The sequence below is a fragment of the Caulobacter sp. genome (assembly GCF_017744445.1).
GTDB lineage: Bacteria > Pseudomonadota > Alphaproteobacteria > Caulobacterales > Caulobacteraceae > Caulobacter.
The window spans coordinates 128,116-140,175 of record NZ_JAGIBH010000007.1 but is presented as its reverse complement, the minus strand read 5'-3'; the positions used below and the strand labels follow the sequence as shown (position 1 = coordinate 140,175).

16 protein-coding genes are annotated in these 12,060 nt (G+C 67.5%); 4 read left to right on the top strand and 12 right to left on the bottom strand.

What is annotated here, in order from left to right; translation table 11 throughout:
- Positions 1-14: 14 nt before the first annotated feature.
- The 7 genes from J7528_RS12645 to hrcA form a co-directional block, all read right to left on the bottom strand.
- On the bottom strand, positions 15-170 hold the full coding sequence (locus tag J7528_RS12645) for a hypothetical protein (protein WP_291874736.1): 156 nt from the start codon (positions 168-170) through the stop codon (positions 15-17).
- A gap of 89 nt (positions 171-259) precedes the next feature.
- Positions 260-631 (bottom strand): VOC family protein, encoded by a 372-nt coding sequence (locus J7528_RS12640; protein WP_291874733.1) that lies wholly within the window; start codon positions 629-631, stop codon positions 260-262.
- Positions 632-707: 76 nt separating this feature from the next.
- Positions 708-995, bottom strand: coding sequence for a metalloregulator ArsR/SmtB family transcription factor (locus tag J7528_RS12635; RefSeq protein WP_291874925.1), 288 nt, complete (start codon positions 993-995; stop codon positions 708-710).
- Between the two features lie 25 nt (positions 996-1,020).
- A complete protein-coding gene (locus J7528_RS12630; RefSeq protein WP_291874730.1) occupies positions 1,021-2,952 on the bottom strand; it encodes a S9 family peptidase in 1,932 nt (643 codons plus the stop codon).
- Between the two features lie 147 nt (positions 2,953-3,099).
- Entirely contained in the window at positions 3,100-4,218 is a 1,119-nt protein-coding gene (gene dnaN, locus J7528_RS12625) for a DNA polymerase III subunit beta (RefSeq protein ID WP_291874728.1), read from the bottom strand.
- A 134-nt stretch (positions 4,219-4,352) separates the two neighbouring features.
- Entirely contained in the window at positions 4,353-4,979 is a 627-nt protein-coding gene (grpE, locus tag J7528_RS12620; protein WP_291874726.1) for a nucleotide exchange factor GrpE, read from the bottom strand.
- A 12-nt stretch (positions 4,980-4,991) separates the two neighbouring features.
- Complete coding sequence (gene hrcA / locus J7528_RS12615) at positions 4,992-6,068, bottom strand: heat-inducible transcriptional repressor HrcA (RefSeq protein ID WP_291874724.1); 1,077 nt, start codon at positions 6,066-6,068, stop codon at positions 4,992-4,994.
- A gap of 114 nt (positions 6,069-6,182) precedes the next feature.
- Here hrcA and rph point away from each other — a divergent pair, with 114 nt between their 5' ends.
- Entirely contained in the window at positions 6,183-6,899 is a 717-nt protein-coding gene (gene rph, locus J7528_RS12610; RefSeq protein WP_291874722.1) for a ribonuclease PH, read from the top strand.
- 68 nt (positions 6,900-6,967) lie between these two features.
- On the top strand, positions 6,968-7,945 hold the full coding sequence (locus J7528_RS12605; RefSeq protein WP_291874719.1) for a S1C family serine protease: 978 nt from the start codon (positions 6,968-6,970) through the stop codon (positions 7,943-7,945).
- A 20-nt stretch (positions 7,946-7,965) separates the two neighbouring features.
- Here the strand turns inward: J7528_RS12605 and J7528_RS12600 are convergent, their stop codons facing one another.
- The 5 genes from J7528_RS12600 to J7528_RS12580 all read right to left on the bottom strand — a co-directional run bounded on the left by J7528_RS12600 (position 7,966) and on the right by J7528_RS12580 (position 10,127).
- On the bottom strand, positions 7,966-8,283 hold the full coding sequence (locus tag J7528_RS12600) for a hypothetical protein (protein WP_291874715.1): 318 nt from the start codon (positions 8,281-8,283) through the stop codon (positions 7,966-7,968).
- 83 nt (positions 8,284-8,366) lie between these two features.
- Positions 8,367-8,603, bottom strand: coding sequence for a helix-turn-helix transcriptional regulator (locus J7528_RS12595; protein ID WP_291874714.1), 237 nt, complete (start codon positions 8,601-8,603; stop codon positions 8,367-8,369).
- Between the two features lie 17 nt (positions 8,604-8,620).
- The gene (locus J7528_RS12590; RefSeq protein ID WP_291874712.1) at positions 8,621-9,154 is read right to left on the bottom strand and encodes a DUF2975 domain-containing protein; all 534 of its coding nucleotides are present in this window, start codon (positions 9,152-9,154) and stop codon (positions 8,621-8,623) included.
- 94 nt (positions 9,155-9,248) lie between these two features.
- Complete coding sequence (locus tag J7528_RS12585) at positions 9,249-9,365, bottom strand: hypothetical protein (RefSeq protein ID WP_291874710.1); 117 nt, start codon at positions 9,363-9,365, stop codon at positions 9,249-9,251.
- A 156-nt stretch (positions 9,366-9,521) separates the two neighbouring features.
- Entirely contained in the window at positions 9,522-10,127 is a 606-nt protein-coding gene (locus tag J7528_RS12580; RefSeq protein ID WP_291874709.1) for a glutathione S-transferase N-terminal domain-containing protein, read from the bottom strand.
- A gap of 28 nt (positions 10,128-10,155) precedes the next feature.
- Here J7528_RS12580 and rdgB point away from each other — a divergent pair, with 28 nt between their 5' ends.
- Positions 10,156-10,758, top strand: coding sequence for an RdgB/HAM1 family non-canonical purine NTP pyrophosphatase (gene rdgB, locus J7528_RS12575; RefSeq protein ID WP_291874706.1), 603 nt, complete (start codon positions 10,156-10,158; stop codon positions 10,756-10,758).
- Positions 10,759-10,909: 151 nt separating this feature from the next.
- Positions 10,910-12,052: a radical SAM family heme chaperone HemW gene (gene hemW, locus J7528_RS12570; RefSeq protein WP_291874703.1), complete on the top strand. Its 1,143-nt coding sequence runs from the start codon at positions 10,910-10,912 to the stop codon at positions 12,050-12,052.
- The last annotated feature ends 8 nt before the right edge of the window (positions 12,053-12,060 follow it).

Genomic DNA, 12,060 nt, shown 5'->3' with positions numbered 1-12,060 from the left:
CGCAGCCCCCGAGTTCAGGCGAGCGGCCCGCGCCGCGCCAGTGCCAGGTTGGCCAGGGTGTGGACCTCGCCCCGCATCAGGTGCAAGCCGTGTCGCCCCCAGACCAGCAGGACAGTCCAGAACCCCACGCTCATCAGCACGGCGCCGATGCGCTCCCAGGCGATACGCATGTCATGTCTCCATATCGCGAGGACGAGTGGGTGCGCCCCAATCGCGACCGCAAGCGGCCCAGATCAGGGCGGAATTTCGACGTGAGGCTTTAGCCCAGCTTGTAGCCGCAGAGCTTGTTGCCATCCAGATCGCGGAAATAGGCGAAATAGGCCTTGGGCATCCGCGCACCGGGCTGACCCTCATCCTTGCCGCCCAGTTCGATGGCCTTGGCGTGGAAGGCGTCGACCTCCTCGATCGTGTCGAAGGCGAAGCCGCCCATCATGCCGTTGCCGATGCAGGCGGGATTGCCGTCGAACGGACCCAGCACCCCGAACATGCAGCCCTCGCCGCGATAGAGGCGGCCGCCCGAGGGGTGTTCGAACAGTGGCCTGAAACCGATCGAGCCCAGCAGGGCGTCGTAGAAGGTCTTGGCCTTCTCCAGGTCGTTCGAGCCGACCGTCACATAGTTCACCTTGGCCATGGGCCGCCTCCCGTTTCGATATGAAACGGACCTTACCGCGCTTATGAGCTGCCGCAATATGACCCTTGCGTAAGGGTCAACGTTCCCAGAGCGACCGGTGCCCGTAGACCCAGGCGCCGACGTCGGCGAAGCGGTCGGTGACGATCGCGCACGTCCGCACGCGGCCGGCCTTGGCGCTGGTGATCCAGCCGGAGCGTTCCAGGATCTTCAGATGCTTCATGAACGAGGTCAGCGCCATGTCGTAGGGCGCGGCCAGCTCGCCGACGCTGGCGGGACCCTGGCCCAGCCGGCTCAGAATGGCTCGCCGCGTCGGGTCAGCCAGGGCCAGGAAGGTGTCGTCGAGGGCGGCGGCATGCTTATCCATACGGCTAAGCATGCCGCGTAAACATCTATTTCGCCAGGGAGATTCCCAGCACCTTCTGCAGGAACTGGGTTTCGACCTCGCGACGGCGGTCGTTGTTGGCCTTCTTCAGGAAGCCGTGGCCTTCGTCCTTGAACTGCACATACCAGGTCTCGATCCCCTGGCCGCGCAACTTGGCGACGACCTGGTCGGACTCGGACTTGGGCACCCGAGGATCGTTCCAGCCCTGCATGACCAGCATCGGCTTGGTGATCTTGCCCACATTGTTCATCGGCGAGATCGTCTCGAAGGCCTTCAGCATCTTCGGATCGCGCTCGTCGCCATATTCGACGCGGCGCAGGTCGCGGCGATAGGCCTCGGTGTTCTGCAGGAACGAGACGAAGTTGCTGATGCCGTAGCGCTCGACCCCGCCGGCCAGGCGGTCGGAATAGTGGGTCATCACGGCCAGCGACATGTAGCCGCCGTACGATTGGCCGTAGACGACCACCCGCGACGGATCCAGGTCCGGCTGCGTCTTGATCCAGTCCAGCAGGGCGCCGATGTCCTTGACCGAGTCCTCGCGCTTCTCGGCGTTGTCCAGGTTCAGGTAGGTCTTGCCGTAGCCGGTCGAGCCACGGACGTTGGTGACGATCACCGCCGCGCCCAGTTCGGCCACGGTGTGCTGATGCAGGGCGCTGAAGGTCGGGCGCGACTGGCCTTCCGGACCACCGTGGATGTCGATGATTACTGGGGCCCGCTGGCCAGCGGCCAGCTTGGGCTTGTAGATGAAGGCCGGGATCGAGCGCTTGTCGAACGAGGGGTAGCGGACCAGCGACGGGCTGACCAAGGCCTTGGCGTCCAGCCCGCCCAGCTCCGAGGCCGTCCAGCGTTCCAGCTTGGCGTCGGTGACGCCCCAGCTCCAGACGTCGCTGGCCGCCGTGGGCGTGGCCAGGCTGAAGCCCAGCTTCGAACCATCGGGCGAGAAGGCGATATCGCTGACCACCCCGGCAGGCAGCTCCGGCTGCGGCAGGGCGCGGCGGGTGCGGAAGTCCTGCACCACCAGCTTCGAATAGCCGTCCTCGTTGACGACATAGGCCAGGATGCGGCCGTCGTCGGACAGGGCGAAGTCTTCGATATCCCAGGGACGCTCACCCGAAAGAATAACCTTGGCGCCGGTGGCCAAGTCGATCTCCGTCAGGCGCTGGAAGTCCGAGCCTTCGTCCGAAAGCAGCAGCACGCTGCGGCCATCCGGCGTGAACTTGCCGCCGGCATAGGCGATCTTGGTCCTGGACGGATTGAGCTCGGTCAACTTGCCGGTCGCCACGTCCAGCAGCCAGCGCTTGGACTCCGAGATCGAGAAGTAGCGGCCCAGCAGCACCGTCTTGCCGTCGGGCGACACGGCCAGCGGCGAGACCTGACCCTGACCCTTGTAGATCACCTTCGCCTGACCCGAGGCGTCGCGCATCAGGACGTCGGAATCGGCCGATCCCTTGGTCGACCGCGACCAGACGAGAACTGAGCCGTCCTTGGACCATGCCGGTGAGCCGTTACGGGTGCCGGTCTCGGTCAGCTGGACGGCCTTGCCGTCGGGGCCACGCAGGAACAGCTGGAACCACTCGTCGCCGCCAGTGTCCTTGGAGAACAGGATCTGGCCGCCGGGCAGGGTGTGGGCGCCGCCGACCGGCTCGTCATAGAAGGTGATCTGGCTGCGGTCGGCGCCGGGCGCGGCCACCGTGTGCAGCTGGTTGGTGTTGCCGAAACGGGTCGTGATGATCACCCCGCCGTCCGGCGCCCAGTCGCCAAACGTCGCCGAGCGGGCGTTCTGGTAACGCGACAGGCTCTCGCGGATCGCGGGCGAGGCGACCGGCACGTTCTCCAGAATCTGGGCGCCCATCTCGCGGCGATCGACGGCCTGGGCGAGGACGGGTGACGTCAAGGTAAGCGCAAGCAGAGCCGCGCCGACGAACAGGCCAGTTTTCATAGTCCCCTCCAACCCAATACCGCTCATCCCCGCGAAAGCGGGGACCCAAGCCGAGCTCGGGATTTCGCGCCGCACGTCCCCACGATCCTCAGCATGGGTCCCCGCTTTCGCGGGGATGAGCGGATTATGGGGAGGCAGAAGGTCTGCTTAGACCCGCAGCGGCATCAGCACGTACTTCACGCCCGGATCGACCGGATCGACCACCAGGGTCGGCGAGGCCGGGTCGGCGAAGCGGAACTCGGCCTGCGGGCCGGCGATCTGGCCGCAGACGTCCAGCAGGTAGCGGGCGTTGAAGCCGATTTCGAAGGGCTCGCCGTCGTAATCGACCTCGACCTCTTCCACGGCCTGGCCGGCTTCCATGTTGCGGACGGTCAGGGTGATGCGGCCCGGCTCGACGGCCAGCTTCACCGAGCGGCTCTTCTCGGCCGAGATGGTGGCCACGCGGTCGACGGCCTTGGCGAAGAGGTCGTTGTCGAGCGTCAGGATCTTGGCGTTGTCGCGCGGAATGACGCGCAGATAGTCCGGGAAGGCGCCGTCGATGACCTTGGAGGTCAGGGCGGCCGCGCCGAACTCGAAGCGCACCTTCTGCGGCGACAGCTGGACGTCGACCGTCTCGCCGGCCGATTCCATCAGGCGGCGGGCTTCGGCGATGGTCTTGCGCGGCACGATCACGCCCGGCAGGCCGACCGCGCCCTCGGGGGCCGGCATCTCGGCCAGGGCCAGCCGGTGGCCGTCGGTGGCCACGGCGCGCAGCTTGGTCTCGCCGCCCTCGTTGACCGTGTGGATATAGAGGCCGTTCAGATAGTAGCGGGTCTCTTCGGTCGAGATCGCGAAGCGCGTCTTGTCGATCAGGCGCATCAGCTCGTTGGTGTCGACCGCGATGCGGCCCGACAGGCCGTCGCTGCTCATCACCGGGAAGTCGCCGGCCGGCAGCACCGGCAGGTTAAAGCGCGAGCGGCCGGCCTGGATCACCAGGCGCGGATCATCGCCGCTGAAGGTCAGCGAGACGTCGGCGCCGTCGGGCAGCTTGCGGACGATCTCGTACAGGGTGTGGGCCGGGGCCGTGATCTGGCCGGGGACGTCGATCTGGGCGAAGCCCTCGTCGATGATCTCCATGTCCAGGTCGGTCGCCGAGAACGCCAGGCGGTCGCCTTCGGCCGACAGCAGGATGTTCGACAGGATCGGGATGGTGTTGCGGCGCTCGACGACGCTCTGCACGTGACCCAGCGCCTTCAGGAGCGCCGCCCGTTCGATGGTAAGCTTCATAGTCGGTCCAGATCGCGCGGTCGGTCGATGGAATCGACCGCTACCCCCGTTGAGAATGGACCGCCGACATTATCGCAATGCGCGAACGGGGGAAGGGGGCGCGGCGGTCATTTCCGCGCCCTCAAGGCCTAAAGTCAGGCTTTCGTGTCGAACGAACCGCCCGAGCTGTCGCCGTCCGTAGCCGCGCCGGCATAAGGGTTGGCCGAAGCGCCCGCAGGCTCCCCCGTCGACGGACCCGTCGAGCCCTTGGCCGCCACGGCGACCATGGCCGGACGCAACAGGCGCCCCATCAGCTCGTAGCCGGCCTGCAGCACGGCGACCACGCCGCCGGCGGCGACCTCGGTCGAAGGCTGCTCGGTCACGGCCTGATGCAGGTGCGGGTCGAACTTCTCGCCCTTGGCCGGATCGATCTTCTTCAGGCCGTTGCGTTCGAAGGCGCCCGAAAGCTCCTTCTCGGTCATCTCGACGCCGATGATGAAGTTCTTCACCGCCGGGTCGGTCGACTCGCGGGGGCTGTGGGCGGTGGCGCGCGACAGGTTGTCGGCGACGCCCAAGAGGTCGCGGCCGAACTTCTGGATCGCATAGGCGCGCGCGTCGTTCATCTCGCGCTCGGCGCGGCGCTTGGTGTTCTCGGCCTCGGCGGCGTAGCGCAGGGCCTGCTCCTTCAGAGCGGCCACTTCCAGCTTCAGCGCCTCGATCTCTTGCGAAGCGTCATCGGCTTCGAAGGCCACGTCTTCAGCCGGCGTTTGCTCGTCGGTCATCTCGTACAGTCCTTATCCATCCATCATCCGCCCCAGCACCCGGGCGGTATAGTCCACCAACGGAATGACTCGGGCGTAGTTCAATCGCGCCGGGCCGATCACGCCGATCGCGCCAAGCACCTTCTGTCGGCCCGTCATATAGGGCGCCGCGATCACCGAGGAACCCGAAAGCGAAAACAGGCGCGTTTCGGCCCCGATATAGATGCGTACGCCCTCGGCGTCACGGACGTCGTCGAGCAGGCCGATCAGCTGGCCCTTCTGCTCCAGGTCGTCGAACAGCTGGCGCACGCGGTCGATGTCCTCGCGAGCCCGCGCGTCCGCTAGCAGGTTGGCCTGTCCGCGCACGATCAGCGAGCGGGCGTCGCCCTCCCCGCCGCTCCAGGCGGCCAGGCCGTCCTCGACCAGGCGGGCGGCGGTCTCGTCCAGCTGCCGGCGGGCTACATCGAGCTCGGAGCCCATCTCACTGCGGGCCTCGGTCAGGGTGCGGCCGCGCAGGCGGGCATTGAGGAAGTTGGACGCCTCCTGCAGCGCCGAGGGCGTGACGCCCGGCGCCTGGCGCATCAGGCGATTCTCGACCTGGCCGTCCTCGAACACCATGACCGCCAGCACCTGGCCGCCGCCCAGGGGCACGAACTCCACATGCTTGACCCCGCCCTCACGGACCGGCGTGACGACGATGCCCGCCCCGCCGGCCAGGCCGGAGAGCACGGACGAGGCCTCCGACAGCGCCTCCTCGAACGAGCGGCCCTTCACGGCCAGGCGGGCCTCGATGGCCCGCTTGTCGTCCTCGGCCAGGTCGCCGACCTCCAGCAGGCCGTCGACGAACATCCGCAGGCCCGCATGGGTGGGCAGCCGCCCGGCGCTGGTGTGCGGCGCGTCCAAGAGACCCAGCTGCGCCAGGTCCTGCATGGTGTTGCGGATCGAGGCCGGCGACAGCGCCAGCCCGGCCTTGGACAGCGTGCGCGAGCCCACCGGCTCACCGGTCTCCAGATACGACTCCACCACCCGGCGGAAGATGTCGCGGGCGCGGGTGTCCAGTTCGGTGAGGCCCGGCGCGCGGACGATCGGACCCGGAAAGAGATGCGTCATATGGCGTGTCGTTTGGGACCCGGTCGGCGAACAAAAGGCGTGGGCCTCTTTAAACTTCGCCTCCCAATAGGATAAGCGGCCATCCACAGACATTCAAATAGCCGGAGATAAGCCATGCGTCCGTCCGAACGCGCCCCCGACCAGCTGCGCGCCGTCACGCTGGAAACCGGCGTCAACCGCTACGCCGAAGGCTCGTGCCTGATCTCGTTCGGCCACACCAAGGTTCTGGTGACCGCCACGGTCGAGGAAAACGTCCCAGGCTGGATGCGCAACAAGGGCGCCGGCTGGGTCACGGCCGAATACGGCATGCTGCCCCGCGCCACCCACAGCCGCGGCCGCCGCGAGGCCGCCGCCGGCAAGCAGACCGGCCGCACGCAAGAGATCCAGCGCCTGATCGGCCGCAGCCTTCGCGCCGTCGTCGACCTCAAGGCCCTGGGCGAGCGCCAGATCACCCTGGACTGCGACGTCGTCCAAGCTGACGGCGGCACCCGCACCGCCGCCATCACCGGCGCCTGGGTCGCCCTGCGCCTGGCCACCAAGTACCTGCTGGACGAAGGCGTGCTGAAGACCGACCCGATCCTGGGCCAGGTGGCGGCCGTCTCGTGCGGCGTGTTCAACAACGTGCCGGTGCTGGACCTCGACTACGAGGAAGACAGCAACGCCGAGGCCGACAGCAACTTCGTCCTGACCGACGGCGGCGACATCGTCGAGATCCAGGCCACCGGTGAAAAGCGCGGCTTCTCCCGCGCCGAGTTCGAAAGCCTGTACGGCTTGGCCGAAAAGGGCATCGGCGAGCTGTTCGCCATGCAACGCGCGGCGATCGGGGCTTAAGCCACACCGCCGCACTTGTCCGAACGGGGTAACGGTCCCAGATTCCTAGCCTGAGATAGGAGTTTCGCGTGACCACCCCGTTCGATGGCTATGAAGTCGAAGCCCGCCTGCGCCCGTCGGCCGAGGCGTATCGCTTCGACCTGGACCAGGCGCTGGCCTCGATGGTGGCGCTGGAGGCCCAGGTCCCGGCCGACGCCTATACGGCGTCGATCCTGGGAACCGAGCGCGTCGGCAACGGCGTGGTGGTCGGTCCTGGCGGCCTTGTCCTGACCATGGCCTATCTGATCACCGAGGCCGAAGAGGTCACCCTCACCCGCAACGACGGCCGACGCGTGCCCGCCCATGTGCTGGGCCTGGACGTCCGCTCGGGCCTCGGTTTGGTCCAGGCGCTGGAGCCCCTGGACCTGCCGGTCATGACCATCGGCAGCGCCAAGGACCTGGATGTCGGCGCGCCGGTCATCGCCGCCGGCGCCGGCGGCCGGGCCCACGCCGTGGCGGGCAAGGTCCTGGCCCGCATGCCCTTCGCCGGCTATTGGGAATACCTGCTGGACGACGCGATCATCACCGGCCCCGCCCACCCGCACTGGAGCGGCGCGGCCCTGATCGGCCCCAAGGGCGACCTCGTGGGCCTGGGCTCGCTGACCCTGGAAGGCCGCGACCAGAACGGCGACGCCAAGCCGATCAACATGTTCGTCCCCGCCGAGCTCTTGCCGCCGATCCTGGACGAACTAGCCCGCGGCCGCAGCCCGCATCCGCCGCGTCCGTGGCTGGGGATCTTCGCCCAGGAGATGGAGAACCACGTCGTCATCGTCGGCATCTCGCCCAAGGGCCCGGCCGCCCGCGCCGAGCTGCGCGCCGGCGACCTGATCCTGGCGGTCGACGGCATGCCGGTCTCCGACCTCGCCGAGTTCTACGATCGGATGTGGAGCCTGGGCGACGCCGGCGTCAGCGTGCCCCTGAAGATCCTCCGCGAAGGCGACGCCTTCGAGCTGGAGGTGCGATCGATGGACCGGGCGAGCCTGCTGAAGAAGCGGCGGCTGAACTAGCCGCCGCTCCTCGCGATCGATTAGCGCTGCGGCGGGGCGACCCAGCCGTCGGCGCTATCGATATAGGCCTTCCGCTTGACCTTGTCGTACAGGCAGAGCTTGGCGTTGTTGGAGCCGCGCGACTTGTCGGACACCAGCACCGCGACCTTACCGACACGATCGTCGAAGCCGATGATCGGAGACGGCCGGGCGTTGCGATACCCGGAGGCGGCGATGCAGCTGCGGGTGACGCGCTGATTGAACTCGGCCCAGGCGCCCGGGCTGGAGGCTTGGGCGGAAGCGGCGGCCATGGCGCCGACGGTGAGAACCGAGGCGAAGATTACGCGTGTCACGGACAATGGATGTTCCTTGGGATGTCGAGGCGCCCCCGCCTCCCCGCTGAAACGCCTCGCCGTCCCGGCGGTTTCATCGCCAGCGAAACTTAAGCTTCGTCCTCGTCGTGCCCGTCCGCCGGGCCGTATTCGAAGGTCAGCAAGTCCCCCGGCTGGCACTCCAGCTCGCGGCACAGGGCGTCCAGGGTCGAGAAGCGGACGGCGCGGGCCTTGCCGGTCTTCAGGATCGAGAGATTGGCGATCGTCACGCCGACGCGGTCGGACAGCTCGGTCAGCGACATGCGTCGCTCCAGCAGAACGCGGTCGAGGTTCACGCGGACAGGCATGCGGCGATCGCTCCGGTTCAGATCGTGAGTTCGGCTTCGCGGCGAAGGCGCGCGCCCTCGCGGAAGACCTCGGCCAGGACGAAGACGACCAGCACCGAGAACCAGGCGGTCAGGGTGAAGCTGTCGTCGATGACCTTGGCCTTGGGGGCCAGCCAGCGGGCCATGCCCGAAAAGACGTAGCGGCCGACTTCCAGCCCGGCCAGGACCAGGCCGATCAGGCGCAGGCGCACCACATTGTCGGGATGGAAGGGGTCGCCGGCCGTCAGGGTGGCGAAGATCTTACGCAGCCGCTCGACGATGATCATCCAGCCGCCCAGCAGCAGGGCGTAGGCCGCCAGGGCCCCGGCGAACAGGGCGCCGTTGCGGCTGATGGCCTCGACGGCGTCGCTGATCGGCAACATCGAGGCCAGGAGTTCAGGATTGAAGCTGAACAGCAGGGCGACCAGCGTGAACAGCGACAAAAGGCTCACGAAGATCCACAGCCCGACGTAGATGACGTCCAGGATGATCTTCAGGAAACTCGATACGGAGCCGGGCCCCAACGCGCGCATGGCTGCTCCCCAACAGCGACGCTCAAACATGCCCCGCGTCGCGAGGAGACGTCAAAAGCTCGGGCTTGAAAACCCTGGAAACTCTTGGCTCGCCTTAAAGCGTCTGCACCACGAACGCCACGGCCGACACCGGGACACCCACGATCAGGGCGGCGGTGATGGCGGTCATGACGACCTTATCGGCGATGCGGAACAGGCGGGCGGCGGACATCTTGTTTTCCAGTTTGAGAGACGTGGTTGGGGCCGAGCCATTCGACCCCTCGCCACAGTCAACAAATAGGAGCCGCTTTCCGTTCCGCCAATCTCGATTATCGAAAAACGATATTAAACTACCGTAATGATGCACAGGGGTTTGGAACAGTTGCCCTTAGGTCACACTGGCGTGGGTCGAGACCATTGAGGTGCGCTTCGAGACCTTTTCAAACCAGGCCGAAAGCGCCGGGCGACCGGTCCTCCAGTCGCTGACCTGGCGCACGTCCTGATAGGCCAGCTGCACCGCCACCGCGATCTCGCCGATCTCGAACCGATCGGATGACAGGCTGCCGTCGGCGACCGCCGCCTCGAACAGATCCAGCGCCGCATTGACCGCCCGCAGCTGGCGCTCGAACAGGTCCTGGCGATGCTCCTCCGGCGGCCGCATGCGCTCGCGCACGACCAGCACCGAGGCGTCGCCCATGCCGTCGGCGGCGGCCTCGAAGGTCAGGGCGCGGCGGCGGGCCGGCTGCTGCGCCGGGATCAGGCGCGGCTCGGCCAGGCCGTCGACATAGTCGGCGACGACGCTGGAATCGAAGATGACCTCGCCGTCCTCCAGGATCAGGGCCGGCACCTTGCACAGCGGGTTCTGAGCGCGAAGGGTCTCGTCCTGGAACGGCATGGCGATCTCCAGGGAAAACAGGTCGAACAGACCTTTTTCGAAGGCCAGCACACGAACCTTGCGGGCAAACGGCGAAATTGGAGCGTAAAGAAGCCGCATCAGGTGATTTCCCCCGGAGTGTGATGACATGGCGCTGAAGCTTGAAATGGGATCGAAGCTCGTCGCTGCCACCCACAATCCCGGCAAGGTGCCCGAGATCACCGCCCTGCTGGACGGCCGTTTCGAGATCGTCACCGCCGGCCAGCTCGGCCTGCCCGAGCCGGACGAGACCGAGAGCACCTTCGTCGGCAACGCCCTGCTGAAGGCCCGCCACGCCGCCGACCTCTCCGGCCTGCCGGCGATCGCCGACGACAGCGGCCTGTCGGTCAAGGCGCTGGACGGCGCGCCCGGCATCTATTCCGCCCGCTGGGCCGGCCCGGGCAAGGACTTCGCCATGGCCATGGACAAGGTCGCCGAGCGCATCGAGGCCACCGGGACCGAGGACTATTCGGCCTGGTTCACCTCGGCCCTGGCCGTCGCCTGGCCCAACGGTCCGGCCGTGGTGGTCGAGGGCCGGGTCGACGGGACCCTGGTGTTCCCCGGTCGCGGCACGCGCGGCTTCGGCTACGACCCGATCTTCGTCCCGGAGGGCCACGACACGACCTTCGGCGAGATGGAACCGACCGCCAAGGACGCCATGAGCCACCGCGCCCGCGCCTTCGCCAAGCTGAAGGCGGCGCTGTTTGACTGAATATAAAATCCGCTCATCCCCGCGAAAGCGGGGACCCAAGCTGACTCTCGAGATGAAGCTCGGGCGAGCGCGAAAGAACTGCGCTTCTATCGGCCAACTCGGCTTGGGTCCCCGCTTTCGCGGGGATGAGCGGTATGGGGGAGGTCGATAGATGCTCTCTCCCCTCGGTATCTACGTCCACTGGCCCTACTGCTCGCGCATCTGCCCCTATTGCGACTTCAACGTCGTGCGTGATCGGGGCAAGATCGCCGAGCAGCAGGCCCTGGCCGACGCCATCGTCGCCGACCTGGAGGCCCAACGCGAACTGACGGGCGAACGCGAGCTGCTGTCGATCTTCTTCGGCGGCGGCACGCCTTCGTTGATGGATCCGGCGCAGGTCGCGCGGGTGATCGACACGGCCAAGCGCCTGTGGTCGCCCGTCGCCGACCTGGAGATCAGTCTCGAGGCCAATCCCACCGACGCCGAGGCCGACCGCTTCGCCGCCCTGGCCGACGCCGGGGTGCAACGGCTGTCGCTGGGCGTTCAGGCGCTCGATGACGAGTCCCTGAAAGCCCTGGGCCGCAACCACGACGCCGGCGCGGCGCGGCGGGCGATCGCGGCGGCGACCAAGGCCTTTCCGCGCCTGTCGATCGACCTGATCTACGCCCGCCCCGGCCAGACCGACGCGGCCTGGCGCGCCGAGCTGGCCGAAGCCATCGCGCTGGGCCCCGAGCACGTCTCGCCCTACCAGCTGACCATCGAGCACGGCACCGCCTTCGACCGGGCGGTGGGTCGCGGAACCCTGGTCGTGCCCGACGAGGACCTGGCCGCGACGCTGTTCGAGACCACCCAGGAACTGCTGGAGGCCGCCGGCTTCGACGCCTACGAGGTCTCCAATCATGCCAAAGGCGAGGCCGCGCGGTCGCGACACAATCTCGTCTACTGGCGGGGCGTCGACTATATTGGCGTCGGTCCGGGCGCGCATGGGCGCCTCGCCCTGCCCGAAGGCCGCGCCGCCACGGTCGCCCACCGGGCCATCAAGGACTACATCGCCGCCGTCAACGCGACCGGCGTCGGCTTCGAGCGCGAGATCCTGACCCCCGAAGAGGCCGCCGAGGAGCGCCTGGTGCTGGGCCTGCGCATCGACGACGGCGTGCGATTCGACGAGATGACGCCGCTGGGCCTGACCCCTGACGCGCCAAAGGTGCGCGATCTGGTGGATACGGGCCTGCTGGTTAACGACCCCAATCGTTTGCGCGTCACTCGCGCGGGGCGCCTGCTCCTCGACCGGCTGACAGGAACGCTCGCGACCTGATATGCCTT